Origin of the sequence: Bacteroides sp. f07, from assembly GCF_042854785.1 — a bacterium.
GTDB lineage: Bacteria > Bacteroidota > Bacteroidia > Bacteroidales > Bacteroidaceae > Bacteroides.
The window spans coordinates 20,025-35,501 of the sequence record NZ_BAABXI010000004.1 but is presented as its reverse complement, the minus strand read 5'-3'; the positions used below and the strand labels follow the sequence as shown (position 1 = coordinate 35,501).

16 protein-coding genes and 1 tRNA gene are annotated in these 15,477 nt (G+C 43.6%); 15 read left to right on the top strand and 2 right to left on the bottom strand.

All coding sequences use genetic code 11. From position 1 onward, the window contains the following. Position 1: 1 nt before the first annotated feature. From ACGHVY_RS24370 to folK, 4 genes are read left to right on the top strand one after another with little or no spacing between them, the layout of a single operon-like run. On the top strand, positions 2 to 793 hold the full coding sequence (locus ACGHVY_RS24370) for an undecaprenyl-diphosphate phosphatase (protein ID WP_022139148.1): 792 nt from the start codon (positions 2 to 4) through the stop codon (positions 791 to 793). Then, positions 793 to 1,515 (top strand): tRNA pseudouridine(55) synthase TruB, encoded by a 723-nt coding sequence (truB, locus tag ACGHVY_RS24365; RefSeq protein ID WP_390602089.1) that lies wholly within the window; start codon positions 793 to 795, stop codon positions 1,513 to 1,515. Before ACGHVY_RS24370 ends, truB begins: the two co-directional genes overlap by 1 nt. Positions 1,516 to 1,532: 17 nt before the next feature. Continuing rightward, on the top strand, positions 1,533 to 2,591 hold the full coding sequence (queA, locus tag ACGHVY_RS24360) for a tRNA preQ1(34) S-adenosylmethionine ribosyltransferase-isomerase QueA (RefSeq protein WP_308746320.1): 1,059 nt from the start codon (positions 1,533 to 1,535) through the stop codon (positions 2,589 to 2,591). After that, the gene (gene folK / locus ACGHVY_RS24355) at positions 2,591 to 3,076 is read left to right on the top strand and encodes a 2-amino-4-hydroxy-6-hydroxymethyldihydropteridine diphosphokinase (protein ID WP_390602088.1); all 486 of its coding nucleotides are present in this window, start codon (positions 2,591 to 2,593) and stop codon (positions 3,074 to 3,076) included. The genes queA and folK overlap by 1 nt, the downstream gene beginning before the upstream one ends. On the opposite strand, the gene ACGHVY_RS24350 is transcribed toward folK, so the two are convergent. Continuing rightward, positions 3,051 to 3,239 (bottom strand): hypothetical protein, encoded by a 189-nt coding sequence (locus ACGHVY_RS24350; protein WP_308746318.1) that lies wholly within the window; start codon positions 3,237 to 3,239, stop codon positions 3,051 to 3,053. The genes folK and ACGHVY_RS24350 overlap by 26 nt on opposite strands. A gap of 228 nt (positions 3,240 to 3,467) precedes the next feature. Here ACGHVY_RS24350 and metK point away from each other — a divergent pair, with 228 nt between their 5' ends. The 11 genes from metK to ACGHVY_RS24295 all read left to right on the top strand — a co-directional run bounded on the left by metK (position 3,468) and on the right by ACGHVY_RS24295 (position 12,703). Beyond that, positions 3,468 to 4,760 carry a methionine adenosyltransferase gene (gene metK, locus ACGHVY_RS24345; protein ID WP_308747412.1) on the top strand — a complete coding sequence of 431 codons (1,293 nt, stop codon included), beginning with the start codon at positions 3,468 to 3,470 and terminating at the stop codon, positions 4,758 to 4,760. A gap of 325 nt (positions 4,761 to 5,085) precedes the next feature. Beyond that, a complete protein-coding gene (locus tag ACGHVY_RS24340; protein ID WP_390602098.1) occupies positions 5,086 to 6,603 on the top strand; it encodes a tetratricopeptide repeat protein in 1,518 nt (505 codons plus the stop codon). A gap of 127 nt (positions 6,604 to 6,730) precedes the next feature. Then, positions 6,731 to 7,102: a DUF3244 domain-containing protein gene (locus tag ACGHVY_RS24335; protein WP_390602087.1), complete on the top strand. Its 372-nt coding sequence runs from the start codon at positions 6,731 to 6,733 to the stop codon at positions 7,100 to 7,102. A gap of 521 nt (positions 7,103 to 7,623) precedes the next feature. Next, a complete protein-coding gene (locus ACGHVY_RS24330) occupies positions 7,624 to 8,211 on the top strand; it encodes a TIGR00730 family Rossman fold protein (RefSeq protein WP_308745357.1) in 588 nt (195 codons plus the stop codon). Further along, on the top strand, positions 8,208 to 9,041 hold the full coding sequence (locus tag ACGHVY_RS24325) for a DUF4271 domain-containing protein (RefSeq protein ID WP_390602086.1): 834 nt from the start codon (positions 8,208 to 8,210) through the stop codon (positions 9,039 to 9,041). Before ACGHVY_RS24330 ends, ACGHVY_RS24325 begins: the two co-directional genes overlap by 4 nt. A gap of 4 nt (positions 9,042 to 9,045) precedes the next feature. Continuing rightward, positions 9,046 to 9,792 carry a uroporphyrinogen-III synthase gene (locus tag ACGHVY_RS24320; RefSeq protein ID WP_308745351.1) on the top strand — a complete coding sequence of 249 codons (747 nt, stop codon included), beginning with the start codon at positions 9,046 to 9,048 and terminating at the stop codon, positions 9,790 to 9,792. 5 nt (positions 9,793 to 9,797) lie between these two features. Beyond that, complete coding sequence (gene rnpA / locus ACGHVY_RS24315; protein ID WP_308745350.1) at positions 9,798 to 10,187, top strand: ribonuclease P protein component; 390 nt, start codon at positions 9,798 to 9,800, stop codon at positions 10,185 to 10,187. Beyond that, positions 10,184 to 10,459, top strand: a complete 276-nt coding sequence (gene yidD, locus ACGHVY_RS24310; protein ID WP_308745349.1) for a membrane protein insertion efficiency factor YidD — start codon at positions 10,184 to 10,186, stop codon at positions 10,457 to 10,459. Before rnpA ends, yidD begins: the two co-directional genes overlap by 4 nt. A gap of 24 nt (positions 10,460 to 10,483) precedes the next feature. Next, positions 10,484 to 11,143, top strand: coding sequence for a TatD family hydrolase (locus ACGHVY_RS24305; protein ID WP_390602085.1), 660 nt, complete (start codon positions 10,484 to 10,486; stop codon positions 11,141 to 11,143). An 87-nt stretch (positions 11,144 to 11,230) separates the two neighbouring features. After that, positions 11,231 to 12,523: a tyrosine--tRNA ligase gene (gene tyrS, locus ACGHVY_RS24300; protein ID WP_308745347.1), complete on the top strand. Its 1,293-nt coding sequence runs from the start codon at positions 11,231 to 11,233 to the stop codon at positions 12,521 to 12,523. A 109-nt stretch (positions 12,524 to 12,632) separates the two neighbouring features. Beyond that, a tRNA-Gln gene (locus ACGHVY_RS24295) sits at positions 12,633 to 12,703 on the top strand. A gap of 525 nt (positions 12,704 to 13,228) precedes the next feature. Here the strand turns inward: ACGHVY_RS24295 and bglX are convergent. Next, positions 13,229 to 15,472 (bottom strand): beta-glucosidase BglX, encoded by a 2,244-nt coding sequence (bglX, locus tag ACGHVY_RS24290; RefSeq protein WP_390602084.1) that lies wholly within the window; start codon positions 15,470 to 15,472, stop codon positions 13,229 to 13,231. Between the last annotated feature and the right edge of the window lie 5 nt (positions 15,473 to 15,477).

Genomic DNA, 15,477 nt, shown 5'->3' with positions numbered 1-15,477 from the left:
TATGAGTTGGTTAGAAGCATTAATCCTTGGACTGATTCAGGGATTGACTGAGTATTTGCCCGTAAGCAGCAGTGGTCATCTGGCCATCGGGTCGGCATTGTTCGGAATACAGGGTGAAGAAAATCTGGCATTCACGATTGTGGTGCATGTGGCTACGGTGTGCAGCACACTGGTGATTTTATGGAAGGAGATAGATTGGATTTTCCGCGGGCTGTTCAAGTTCCAGATGAACGATGAGACGCGGTATGTCATCAATATATTGATTTCAATGATACCGATTGGTATCGTAGGAGTGTTCTTTAAGGATTATGTGGAAGCGATTTTTGGTTCGGGACTGCTGATTGTGGGTTGTATGTTGTTGTTGACTGCCGCCCTGCTGACTTTCTCTTATTACTATAAGCCGCGCCAGAAAGAAAAAATCTCGATGAAGGATGCTTTGATTATCGGTATCGCACAAGCTTGTGCGGTCATGCCGGGGTTGTCTCGTTCGGGTTCTACCATTGCTACGGGACTTCTGTTGGGTGATAACAAGGCGAAACTGGCACAATTCTCTTTCCTGATGGTTATTCCGCCTATCCTGGGGGAAGCGTTGCTTGATGGAATGAAGATGATGAAAGGCGAAGATGTGGTAGGTGATATTCCTGCGTTGTCGCTGATTGTCGGCTTCCTGGCTGCTTTCGTGGCAGGTTGCCTGGCTTGTAAGTGGATGATTAATGTGGTGAAGAAAGGAAAACTGATCTATTTCGCTATCTATTGCGCGATAGCAGGATTGGTAACGATTATATTGAGCTGATGAATTTTAAAAAAGGAGAAGTACTGTTTTTTAATAAGCCTCTTGGCTGGACTTCATTTAAGGTGGTAGGGCACGCCCGCTATCATATTTGCCGGCGGATAGGGGTGAAAAAACTGAAAGTCGGTCATGCCGGCACGTTGGATCCTCTTGCGACAGGGGTAATGATTGTATGTACAGGCAAGGCTACGAAGAGAATAGAAGAGTTTCAATATCATACGAAGGAGTATGTTGCTACGCTCCGGTTGGGGGCTACCACGCCGTCGTACGATTTGGAGCATGAGATAGATGCCACCTACCCTACCGAACATATCACGCGGGAGTTGGTGGAAGAGGTGCTGACGCGCTTTATCGGTACGATAGAACAGGTTCCGCCTGCTTTCTCCGCTTGTATGGTGGATGGAAAGCGTGCTTACGAACTGGCGCGGAAAGGCGAGGAAGTCGAACTAAAGGCGAAGCAGCTTGTTATCGACGAGATTGAATTGCTGGAATGCCGCTTGGATGCTCCGGAGCCGATGATTCAAATACGTGTCGTATGCAGCAAAGGAACGTATATCCGTGCATTGGCACGCGACATTGGCGAAGCGCTTCATAGCGGAGCTCATCTGACCGGACTGATTCGTACCCGTGTGGGGGATGTCCGGTTGGAAGACTGTCTGAATCCCGAACACTTTAAAGAGTGGATTGACGGACAGGAAATAGAAAATGAGGAAGAAAATAATTAACGTAATAAGGAATAGATATGAAATTATCACAATTCAAATTTAAGTTACCCGAGGATAAGATTGCCCTGCATCCTACGAAATATAGGGATGAGTCTCGTTTGATGGTGTTGCATCGTAATACAGGTAAGATTGAGCACAAGATGTTTAAGGAAGTTTTGGACTACTTTGATGACAAGGATGTGTTTATATTCAACGATACGAAGGTATTCCCAGCTCGTTTGTATGGTAACAAGGAGAAGACGGGTGCCCGTATCGAAGTGTTCTTGTTGCGTGAGTTGAATGAGGAACTTCGCTTGTGGGACGTATTGGTAGACCCTGCCCGTAAGATCCGTATCGGTAACAAGTTGTATTTCGGACCGGACGATTCAATGGTGGCCGAAGTTATTGATAATACTACTTCCCGTGGACGTACGCTCCGTTTCCTTTATGACGGACCTCACGACGAATTTAAGAAAGCTTTGTATGAATTGGGTGAAACTCCCCTGCCCCATACTATCATCAACCGTCCCGTAGAGCCGGAAGATGCGGAACGTTTCCAGTCTATCTTCGCTAAGAACGAGGGTGCGGTGACTGCTCCGACTGCCAGCCTGCATTTCAGCCGTGAATTGATGAAGCGTCTGGAAATCAAGGGTGTGGACTTTGCGTATATTACTTTGCATGCAGGTCTGGGTAATTTCCGCGACATCGACGTGGAGGACTTGACGAAACATAAGATGGATTCTGAACAGATGTTTGTAGACGAAGCAGCGGTGAAAACCGTTAATCGTGCGAAAGATACCGGTAAGAATGTGTGTGCGATAGGTACAACGGTGATGCGTGCTATCGAAAGCGCAGTCAGCACGGACGGTCATCTGAAGGAGTTTGAAGGATGGACTAATAAGTTTATCTTCCCGCCATATGAATTTACCGTAGCCAATTCAATGATTTCCAACTTCCATATGCCGCTTTCTACATTGTTGATGATCGTGGCTGCTTTCGGCGGTTATGAGCAGGTGATGGATGCTTATCATGTAGCATTGAAGGAAGGCTATCGCTTCGGTACATACGGAGATGCAATGCTGATTCTGGACAAATAATGGCAAAAGTATATATAGGGCTTGGCACAAACCTGGGAGACAAAGAACAGAATCTCCGGGATGCCGTGCAAAAGATAGGAGAGCAGATAGGGAAAGTGGTTTCCCTGTCTGCTTTTTACGTTACCGCCCCTTGGGGCTTTGCTTCAGAAAACAGTTTTCTGAATGCGGCGGCTTGCGTAGAAACTGAGTTGTCCCCATTAGCTGTATTGCTGGAGACGCAAGTGATTGAGCGGGAGTTGGGGCGCACGAAAAAGTCAGTCAATGGTGAATATAGCGACCGTCTGATTGATATTGACCTGTTGCTCTATGAAAACTTGGTGTTGTCTGTGACCTCTCCGTCCGGAGCGGAACTGAATCTCCCTCACCCTTTAATGACAGAGCGCGACTTCGTGATGCTGCCGTTGGCGGAGATTGCGCCGGATGTGGTGCACCCGATATTGGGAAAAACGATGAAAGAACTTATTTCTTCTTTCTGTCGGCAATAAATCGCGGCAAGTATGCCAGGCAACCTATCAGTATTGCATACAGCAACTCAATGTCCCGGAACTCACGGTTGATGAAGTGACAGACAATGGCGTAAATAGCAATCGTGAATCCGACATAGAGTGCCAGCACGAAGAGAGTTCTTACTTTCTTATTTAGAATCATTTTAAATTTATTTATGTGTTAAATACGGGTCAAAGATACTCATTATCTCCGAAATCTCTTTATCTTTGCAACCGAAATGGAAGTGTGGACAGATTTGAGTAGCTTGCAACCACGGAAAAAAATGCTAAAACACGTCTTACCGACGCTTTACGGTTTACTCCTTGCAGCACTCACCTCTCCTACCCTCTCATTCTTAATTCTTATTTTTTAATTCTTAATTTAAGAAAGATGGGATACTTATTTACATCCGAATCGGTGTCAGAAGGACACCCCGACAAGGTAGCCGATCAAATATCGGATGCCGTGCTTGACAAACTGTTGGCTTACGACCCCAGTTCGAAAGTAGCTTGCGAAACACTAGTGACTACCGGACAAGTGGTGCTAGCGGGTGAAGTGAAAACAAAAGCGTACGTTGACCTCCAGCTCATCGCACGCGAAGTGATTAAGAAAATCGGCTATACCAAAGGAGAGTACATGTTTGAAAGTAACTCTTGTGGTGTGTTGTCCGCCATTCATGAGCAAAGCCCCGATATCAACCGCGGTGTAGAACGTCAGGACCCGATGGAACAGGGTGCAGGCGACCAGGGTATGATGTTCGGTTACGCAACGAATGAAACGGAAAACTATATGCCGCTTTCTCTTGATTTGGCACACCGCATTCTGCAAGTGCTGGCTGATATCCGTCGTGAAGGCAAGGTGATGACTTATCTCCGCCCCGATGCGAAAAGCCAGGTTACTATCGAATATGACGACAACGGGACTCCTGTCCGCATTGATACAATCGTTGTTTCTACACAACATGATGACTTTATCCAGCCGGAAGATGACTCGCAGGCTGCTCAGTTGAAAGCTGACGAAGAGATGCTGGCTATCATCCGCCGTGATGTGATCGAAATTCTGATGCCTCGTGTGATTGCTTCTATTCATCATGATAAGGTATTGGCGCTGTTCAATGATAAAATCATCTATCATGTCAATCCTACCGGAAAGTTTGTTATCGGTGGCCCTCATGGCGATACCGGCCTGACAGGTCGTAAGATTATCGTTGATACTTATGGTGGCAAGGGTGCTCATGGTGGCGGTGCTTTCTCTGGAAAAGACCCTAGCAAGGTGGACCGCAGCGCAGCCTATGCAGCACGCCATATCGCCAAGAACATGGTGGCGGCAGGCGTGGCGGACGAAATGCTTGTACAGGTAAGCTATGCTATTGGTGTGGCTCGCCCGATTAACATCTTCGTGGATACCTATGGCCGTTCTCATGTGAATATGACTGATGGCGAGATTGCCCGTATTATTGACCAGTTGTTCGACCTTCGTCCGAAAGCTATCGAGGAACGTTTGAAACTCCGTAATCCTATTTATCAGGAAACTGCCGCTTATGGTCACATGGGACGCGAACCGCAGGTGGTTACGAAGAAGTTCTTCTCTCGTTATGAAGGTGACAAGACGGTCGACGTGGAACTCTTTACATGGGAGAAACTCGATTATGTTGATAAGATTAAAGCTGCTTTTGCTTTGTAAGGCGGTTTAAAGCTTAGCTTGTTATATAAAAGAGTCACAATTTTGCTTTCCTTTTGTGGGGAAGTGGAATTGTGGCTCTTGTTTTTTTATAAGTTATATTTAAATAAATGTATTTTGGATACTAAGTACGTCTTGGTGAAATTTGCTATTTTTGTTTTGTGAAATGAACAATTGCCAAATGAAAATAAAATATATCTTTTCCGGACACCATTTATTGGTCCTTTGTTGTTTATTTATTTGCATAGGTGGCATTGGGGCATCTATATCGCTGTCCTCATGTTCTTCCTCAGTGAAGAATCCATTATTATTGTGTGCTGATTCATTAATGGAAGAATATCCTGATAGTGCCTTGTCTGTTTTGGAATCAATTTCTTTTCCACAGGAATTGCCGCGTGCCGACAGGGCGCTTTATGCGCTCTTACTAACGCAGGCAAGGTATAAGAACTATATTACCTTAGAAGATGATTCGTTGATAAAAACGGCTGTTGAATACTATGGAGATAGAAAAAAGAGTGTGCGTGCAGCAAAAGCCCACTATTATTGGGGAGCTACTTATCGGGATAGGGGATATACTTCTTTTGCTGTAGAAGAATATTTGGCGGCAATTCGGTTGATGCCTGTTAAAGATGAGTTTTTAGCAATGATATATGATAATTTGGCGGAATGTTATGAAGAAGAAGATTTGAGTAGTGTAGCGGCAGAGTCTTATCGTTCAGCTTATCAGATATTAAAAGGGAAAAGTGGGCAGATATACCCGTTGAGAGGTATTGCGCGTACATTTCTACTACAGAATGAGCAGGATAGTGCATTATGTTATTATCAACAAGCTCTCGATTATGCATTGGCAGATCAAGATTCTAATTTGATAGGAGCACTTTATCATGATTTAGCTATGGTTTATAATGAAAAGAAAGATTATATTCAAGCGGATAAGTATGCGTCAAAAGCAATAGCAGTAGTAGGTCAGGATAGGGTGGCTAATGCTTATTTGTTGAAAGCAAAAATTATGCTTAACTTGAATAAATTGGATTCTGCCAGTTATTTTTTTAGTAAAAATATGGATTCGCTTGATATTTATGGAAAGGTTGCTTGTTATAATGGAATGTACCAAATAGCTAAAAAGAAGGGTGAATGGAAAGTTGCAACTGAGAATATAGATGCATATAAGATACTTTATGATTCAATTCAAATCATGACCGACAATGAGGAACTTAATAGGCTTATGGATAAACATCAATTAGAGGAGCACAAAAGGTTGTTGTCAGAACGTACTAAAATTCTGTTTTTTAGTCTGGGAGTTTCTTTTTTCTCATTGATGATTATATGTGTATTTTACTTTATGTGGAATGATAGAAAAAGAAAGAAACGCTATATAGCTTTACAAAATGAATTGACTCAGAAGCGAGTGGATAATATGTTATTAAAAGAAGAAGATTCCGAGTCTAATAAAGAGGACATTGATAAGAAGCGGTCAAAGTTGACAGAGCAGCAGATTCAATTATGTATATCCATGCTTAAAACTACTGATTGTTACGATAAATTAGAAGCATTGGAGAAAGCAACTCCTAAACAATTATTAGCAATGCGTAGCTTCAGGAAAGAAATGCGTTCTGCTATTTCTAGTTCGTTTGTTGATGTGATGATGAATTTGCAGGAGCGTTATCCGACTTTAACAGGTGATGATGTATTTTATTGTGTTCTTTCATTGCTTTGTTGTTCAAAATCTGTCATGATGGAGTTGATGGGAGCTACGTCTGATGCTCTTAAAACACGTAAAAGCCGTATAAAGAATAAAATGGATGCGCAAATTTTTGAGCGTGTGTTTGGAGTTGATAATCAGTAGGATATAATGGTTTCATTTTAGCTTATTTCACTTTTAAATGAAGGGCTGTTACCATTGTTACCGTATAAAAATCGTTTTTTTAACTCTATCTGTGTATTTTTGGAGCGAAATTCTAAATACATTTATTATGAAAGCTAAATTTTTACTTCTGTTTTTGTTGGTCATTTTACTTCAGGTAAATACGACTTCTTTTGCGCGGGAAATGAAATCTCTGCGTCAAATTGAATTGAGAAATAAAATACCAGCACAGCATCGCTCTATCCCTATCTCCCCTATTGCTTTTGTTGAAAGCCCGATGGTATCCATTGATCTTCTTTCACCTGTTAATACTGTGACAATCATCATAAAGGATGCAGAAACAGAGGAAGTGGTTTATACATCTACTAATTTGAATGTAGAAAAGCTTAATATCAATCTCATCGGTGAGAAAAAAGGTAAGTACGTTTTGGAAATACAACTTCCAACTAATACCTTTACTGGAGAATTTGAATTGGATTAAATATTTGCAATTACATAATAGACCTAAATTATTAACGTTTGAAAGCCCCGCTATTGAATATATAGTGCATTGCTGAAATGGCGATTGGATGTTGACCGAAAGGGGAAAGAATCGGTTGATTTTGACTCGTGGGCTTAATATACCTTACGAAAAGTATTAGTGGTAATTAGGTATATTACACAAAATAAGTTTAAATCACTTATTATGAATTGGCTTGCTGAAGACTGGTTGGGTGTTCGAGCGAACTGGTGATTCGAATAATAAAGTTCATTTAGCAACAATTCGATACGTCTGTTTGTAGATGTGATATCTGTAATAGATGTATTCACTGTGAGAAAGATTCTTGGACTTCTGTTTCGGAAGTCCAAGACTTTTTTGAGTATATAGACTAATAAGTATAATAGACGATTAGAGAAAGCTGGTATAACTGTTATCTCTGATTAAGATAAATACGAATAACGGAATTTTTTCGTAATTTTGCGCCTACGATATAATATAACTCCATGGATAGTGTAATGAAGATGAACCAAATAAATTCCGTATGCGTATATAGTGCCTCCAGTACCAAAATAGATCCCGTCTACTTTAGAGCAGCCGAAGAACTCGGTCGTTTGCTTGCCGAACATCGTATCCGCTTGATAAATGGAGCCGGAAGTATTGGCCTGATGTGTTCCGTAGCAGATGCGGTCTTGAAAAATGGTGGCGAAGTGACCGGTGTTATTCCTCATTTTATGGTAGAGCAGAACTGGCACCATACAGGATTGACGGAACTGATAGAAGTAGAATCCATGCACGAACGCAAACAGAAGATGGCAAATCTGAGTGATGGTATCATTGCTTTGCCGGGTGGATGCGGCACACTTGAAGAGCTGCTTGAGATTATTACCTGGAAACAATTGGGGTTATACCTCAATCCTATTATTATTATCAATGTGAACGGATTCTTTGACCCGTTGCTGGAGATGCTTGAAAAGGCTATTGAAGAGAATTTTATGCGCCAGCAGCACGGAGATATATGGAAAGTAGCCCGGACGCCTGAGGAAGCCGTAAAACTCCTTTATGAGACTCCGGTGTGGGATGTTTCCATTCGTAAATTTGCAGCTATATGATAGGCGGTACAATAGGCGTTCAACGAACTGATACTCTGTTGCTTTTCAAACAGGGGCGGTTTGTCTCGGCAAAGGCGGATAGTGATAGCCTGCAATTGGCTGCGACTCATGCCGTGCAGGAAGTTGGTTCAGGTTTTGAGGGAACCCCTATCCCCTACTCTCCCCGTACGGACGATGCGATTTCGTTGACATTATTGGTCTGCTTCTTCCTGTCTTCCATCGCGTTGTCGCGCGGAAAGAAATTTCTCTCTCAACAAGTAAAAGACTTTGTGCTGCATCGTGAACGGGCAAGCATCTTTGATAGCTCCACAGCGGCTGACATGCGTTATCTTCTTGTACTTGTATTGCAGACCTGCGTGTTGGCAGGAATCACATTTTTCAATTATTTTCATGATATCTCTCCTGCCCTGATGAGCCATGTATCCCCTCTCCTTCTGCTGGGAATTTATGTGGGTTTCTGCCTGGCTTATTTCTTACTAAAATGGTTGCTTTATATGTTTTTGGGATGGGTGTTCTTTGATAAAAATAGGACAAATATGTGGCTGGAATCTTATTCTGCACTCATATATTATGCCGGATTTGCCCTTTTCCCGTTCGTGCTTTTTCTAGTTTATTTCGACCTAAGTCTTACCAATTTGATTATAATTGGTTCTATAATTCTAATTTTCGCTAAAATATTGATGTTTTATAAGTGGATAAAGCTTTTTTTTCATCAGTTTAGCGAGCTTTTCCTTTTAATTGTGTACTTTTGCGCTCTAGAAATCATACCTTGTCTGCTACTCTACCAGGGTATGATTCAAGTGAACAATATTTTGCTAATAAAATTTTAGGACGTTGAAAATTAAAAAAGTACTAGTGTCGCAGCCTAAGCCTGCGTCAGAGAAATCTCCCTATTACGACATAGCAGAGAAGTATGGCGTAAAAATAGATTTCCGGCCGTTTATCAAGGTTGAAAGTCTTTCGGCGAAAGAATTTCGGCAACAGAAAATTTCGATTCTCGACCACACAGCCGTTATATTCACTTCGCGTCATGCTATCGACCACTTTTTCAGTTTGTGTACAGAACTGCGTGTTGCGATTCCCGAGACAATGAAGTATTTCTGTGTGACGGAAGCAGTGGCATTGTATATTCAGAAGTATGTGCAATACCGCAAGCGTAAAATCTTCTTTGGGGCTACTGGAAAGATTGAAGACCTGATTCCTTCCATCGTGAAGCATAAAACTGAGAAATACCTCGTCCCGATGTCGGACGTACACAATGATGATGTGAAAAACCTGCTCGACAAGAACGGTATTCAGCATACGGAAGCTGTGATGTACCGCACAGTGAGCAACGACTTTACATCAGAAGAAGAATTTGATTATGATATGTTGGTGTTCTTCAGCCCGGCAGGGGTGACTTCTTTGAAGAAGAACTTCCCTGATTTCAATCAGAAAGAGATTAAAATCGGAACTTTCGGCTCTACTACCGCGCAGGCTGTACGTGATGCCGGACTTCGTCTGGATCTTGAAGCGCCTACGGTGCAGGCTCCGTCAATGACGGCAGCACTCGACATGTTTATCAAGGAAAACAATAAATAAGCAGAGTGGGTATATATACTTTGTGCAAAGCCGAAAGGCTGAATAGTAAAATACAGATCGGAAAGATGTTTGAGGGCGGCGTTTCGAAGTCGTTTTCCATCTTTCCGATACGTGTTGTATATATGCCTGTCGAACAAGGCGAGGCTTCGGCTTCCATACTTATCAGCGTGTCGAAACGGCGGTTTAAGCGGGCGGTAAAGCGCAACCGGGTGAAACGTCAGATACGAGAAGCCTACCGGAAAAACAAAGAACTTCTGATAGGTGAGCTGCAGCGTCGGGAAAAGCGTCTGGCTATCGCCTTTATCTATCTGTCGGACGAGCTTATTGCTACTGCCGAATTGGAAGAGAAAATGAAAATAGCGCTTTCGCGCATCTCCGAAAAACTGTCCTCATGAAATCCCGTGGTTCCGGGATATCCGCTATATGGGTATCTGTGAAAGGATTTTTTAGATGGATATTTTCGCTCTTGCTACTTATTCCCATCTATTTTTACCGGATTTGTATTTCGCCGCTGACACCTCCTTCGTGTCGGTTTACACCAACCTGCTCGGCTTATGCAGTCGAAGCGATTAAGAAACACGGCCCTGTGAAAGGGCTGTATCTGACCGTGCGGCGTATCCTGCGATGTCATCCCTGGGGAGGATCCGGCTATGACCCAGTACCTTGAAATTAATAAAATAAAGAATCAGATATGGAAGGCAAGATGATTAATGCTATTTTGGATATCCATGCCCATAAGCAGGAAGCCGGTTTTGAGTGTAAATCCATCATTAACTATTGGTTGTCGGAAGGTTCGTCCTTTCAGGAAGGCTGTTATTATTCTGTCGGCATCCATCCCTGGAAACTGACAGTGGCTAATTTCGACCAACAACTGGATTTTCTTATTGAACGATTACCCGATAAGCGGGTGGTAGCCATAGGAGAGGCGGGATTGGATAGATTGACAGATACTTCGATGGCGCTTCAGACACTGGCATTTGTAATGCAGATACAATTGTCGGAAACATACGGTTTGCCGTTGATAATCCATTGTGTAAAAGCGATGGACCAACTGTTGGCAGCGAAAAAACAGTTTGAACCCAAGCAACCTTGGATATGGCACGGTTTCCGGGGAAAGCCTGAACAGGCGGCGCAGTTGCTGAAACAAGGGTTCTATCTCTCTTTGGGGGAACATTATCCCGATGAAACGATGAAACTGATACCCGACGACCGCTTGTTCCTGGAGACGGATGAGAGTTCGCTTGATATTGAAGAAATTCTATGTCGGGCAGCCGAAGTGCGTGGAGTAGAAGCTGAGGTGCTGCGTGAGACTGTCTGCGGAAATATTCAAAATGTCTTTTTTAAGGCGTAGGAGTTGTAACTTCCGAGAAAGAGTCGTACTTTTGTCGCATACAGGATTGAAATACAATAAAAAAACTAATAATTAAAGAGTAATACGATGAATTTTGTAGAAGAATTGAGATGGCGTGGCATGTTGCAGGACATCATGCCGGGAACGGAAGAGTTGTTAATCAAAGAGCAGGTGACTGCCTATTTGGGTATCGACCCGACTGCCGATTCGCTACACATTGGTCACCTTTGTGGAGTGATGATCCTTCGTCATTTCCAACGCTGCGGTCATAAACCGTTGGCACTGATCGGTGGCGCTACAGGTATGATTGGTGACCCTTCCGGTAAGTCGGCAGAACGCAACCTGCTGGATGAGGAGACATTGCGTCACAATCAGGCATGTATTAAAAAACAACTTGCCAAGTTCCTCGACTTCGAGTCGGATGTACCCAACCGTGCCGAACTGGTGAACAACTACGACTGGATGAAAGAGTTCAGCTTCCTTGATTTTGTTCGCGAAGTAGGTAAGCACATCACTGTGAACTATATGATGGCAAAAGACTCTGTAAAGCGCCGTCTGAATGGCGAGGCGCGTGACGGACTGTCATTTACCGAATTTACTTATCAGTTGCTTCAAGGATACGATTTTCTTCACTTATATGAGACAAAAGGCTGTAAGTTGCAGATGGGTGGTTCCGATCAATGGGGGAACATCACTACCGGTGCCGAATTGATTCGCCGTACCAATGGGGGAGAGGTTTTTGCGCTGACTTGCCCGCTGATAACAAAGGCTGACGGTGGCAAGTTCGGAAAGACAGAATCCGGAAATATCTGGTTGGATCCCCGTTATACTTCTCCATACAAGTTCTATCAGTTCTGGCTGAACGTGAGCGACTCTGATGCCGAACGTTATATCAAGATTTTCACTTCTATCGAAAAAGAGGAAATTGAAGCATTGATTGCCGAACATCAGGCAGCTCCGCACTTGCGTATCCTTCAGAAACGTCTTGCTAGAGAAGTGACAGTGATGGTTCATTCGGAAGAAGATTATAACGCAGCGGTAGATGCATCAAACATTCTGTTTGGTAATGCCACTTCCGACGCTTTGCGTAAATTGGACGAAGATACCTTGCTGGCTGTATTCGAAGGAGTACCTCAATTTGAGATTTCCCGTGATGCATTGGCAGAAGGAGTGAAGGCGGTAGACCTGTTCGTGGATAATGCGGCTGTATTTGCTTCGAAAGGTGAAATGCGTAAGTTGGTTCAAGGCGGTGGCGTTTCGTTGAATAAAGAGAAGCTGGCTGCTTTTGACCAGGTTATAACAACTGCCGACCTGCTTGATGAGAAATATCTACTTGTTCAACGCGGTAAAAAGAACTATTATTTGCTGATTGCGAAGTAATAATTCACGATTTATTGGGTAGCAAAGTAAAAAAATGAATGAAATATTTGGAGGTTTGCTTGCAAACCTCTATCTTTGCACCGCTTTTTAACAGAAAGTGCAATAAGTTTGGACTATGGTGTAATGGTAGCACAACAGGTTTTGGTTCTGTTTGTCCAAGTTCGAATCTTGGTAGTCCAACTAAAGAAAAGCCCCGAAAGAGAAATCTTTTGGGGCTTTTCTTTTTTCTTCTATTCTTTATTGCTGCCTGTAAAGCGGCATAATTTCAACTTTATCATCTTGATTTCAGTAATAGTTTATCTGTTGTAAGAAAACTATTACGCACTGTTTGTATATAATATTAACTGTTTTAATGATTACTTTATTCTTTTGCGAATAAGTCTCTGTTTAGTCAGCAATAATATCTTTACAGTTCTATAATAAACCCGGATACTGTTTTTAATAAATAGTTGGAGGGTTTATTATAAACGGTATCCAAGTTTATTAAAAACTATTTTTGGGAAATTTCGGGATATTATAGGAATAATATAAACAAAACGGGAGAAAATCAGTGCTGATTTTCTCCCGTTGTAGTTCTTCCATATATGGAAATATATGTTCGATAATGTGTTATTATGTCTTGATTTTTATATAACTCATACTGCTTTTCTCTTATTTTGGTTCTTCAAAGATACAAAATAAAAAGGGGAAAGTCAATAGCTGGAGCTATTTAATGGTGAAAGAAGCTTTTAGCTTTGCATTGGAGTCTCCGCCTATCCATAGTTTGTATTCACCTTTTTCCTGTCCCCAAGTCATGTCCTTGCGTGTGAAGGAAAGGTCTTCGGGCGACAGGGTGAATGTGACTTTCCGGCTCTCTCCGGCTTTGATTAGAACCTTCTTAAAGCCTTTGAGCTCCCTTACCGGGCGTGTTACACTACCTTTCATATCGCATACATAAAGCTGGACCACCTCTTCACCGTCTACCTTGCCCGTATTGGTGACGGTCACGCTGAATTGGAGTTTGTCTCCTTCTTCGGCAATGACAGAAGAGGGTTGAATATCCGAGTACTCGAATGTGGCATAGCTCAAGCCATATCCGAAGGGGTAAAGCGGTTCATTCGGGCAGTCGATATAGCGTGACTTGTACTTCTCGCTCGATACGGATTTCAGACCTAGCGGGCGACCCGTATTCTTCATGTTATAGTAGAGGGGGACTTGACCTGTGACTAGCGGGAAAGTCATCGTCAGCTTGCCGGAAGGATTGTAATCACCGCTCACGACTTCTCCTAGTGCCGTTCCTGCCATCGTGCCGGGATTCCAGGTGAGCAGGAGAGAGGAGGCCCTGTCCGCCACCTCTTTAAGCTCTATGGGACGGGCTGCCACAAGCAGGACAACAACCGGTTTTCCGGTCGCTTTCAGCTTTTCAAGCAATTGTATCTGCACTTCCGGCAGTTTTAATGAAGTCATGCTTGACGCTTCGCCGCTTTCCTTTTGGGATAGTCCCATCGTGTAGAAAATCACATCCGCTTTTTGCGCCTGGGCTATGGCATCCTTGAAACCGTCGGGTATCTCTTCGTGTATCCGGCAGCCGGGAGCGAAGTAGACATTCTGTTGTCCGTACCTGCTTTCCAAGCCTTCCAGGAAAGTGACGGTACGTTTCGGGTCGGGAGCAAGCACCCATGAACCTAGCATTTCTCGTTTGTGGTTGGCAAAGGGGCCGATAAGGGCAATTTTCTTTCCCTCTTTTACGGGAAGTACGTTATCCTTGTTCTGTAACAATACCATCGATTTCTTAGCCAGTTCTTTGGCTGCGAACAGATTACTGTCGTTGAACAGCGTATTCTTTTCCTTTTCCTCACTTCCGTAACGATAAGGATTGTCGAACAATCCCAATTTATACTTTATTGTCAGAATCTCGGCACATAACTCGTTGATAGTCTCTTCGCTAACCGCTCCTTCTTTCACCAGCTTCTCGCCGTGGAAAAGATAGAGATTATCCACCATACACATATTCACTCCTGCATTCATGCCCAGACAGGCGGCTTCTTTGTCATTATCGGCGACACCGTGTGCTATCAGCTCTTTTACAGCCGTATAATCCGATACGACGAAACCTTTGAAGCCTAATTCCTTTCTTAACAGGTCACGCATCAGAAAGCTGTTTGCCGTGCAGGGCACACCGTCATATTCGTTGAATGCGCTCATTACGGTGCCGGCTCCGGCATCAATGGCAGCCTTGAAGGGTGGGAGATAGGTATCCCGCAGTTCCCGTTCGGAGATGTCCACCGTGTGATAATCCCGTCCTGCCTGCGCAGCACCGTAAGCGATAAAATGCTTGGCACAAGAAAGAATGGTATTGTCTTTCGACAAATCCTCCCCCTGATATCCCCGTACCATTGCCGCTGCGATAAGCCCGCCGAGATAAGGGTCTTCGCCCGAACCTTCGGACACACGTCCCCAGCGTGGGTCGCGGCTGATGTCACACATCGGAGAGAACGTCCAGTGCAGCCCGACGGAAGAAGCCTCTTCCGCAGATATCCGTGCGAAGCGCTCTATCTCTTCCAAGTCCCATGAAGCTGAGATGCCCAGGTTGACGGGGAAGATAGTCTTGTATCCGTGGATGACATCACAACCCAATAACAAAGGAATCTTCATGCGGGTGTTTTCCATCGCCAGCTTTTGCAGCCTGTGGGCTTCCGAGGCAGTGAGTGCACCGAACAGATTGCCGCATTTCCCTTCCTTTATCAGTTCCTCGATGTTGTCTACCGAACCCGTAGGCCCTGTTATATTGCCTTTGGTGGGATAGATTATCATTTGTCCCAACTTCTCCCCCAATGTCATCTTTTTCAAGAGAGAGTCTACTTTATGGGCGATTATACGGTCGGAGTCATCCGTTGTCGTACGCCGGTTGCCGCACGACGATAGTGTAAGCAGGCTGAAGACAGCTATGTACAAAAAGTTTCGTTTCATGAGTT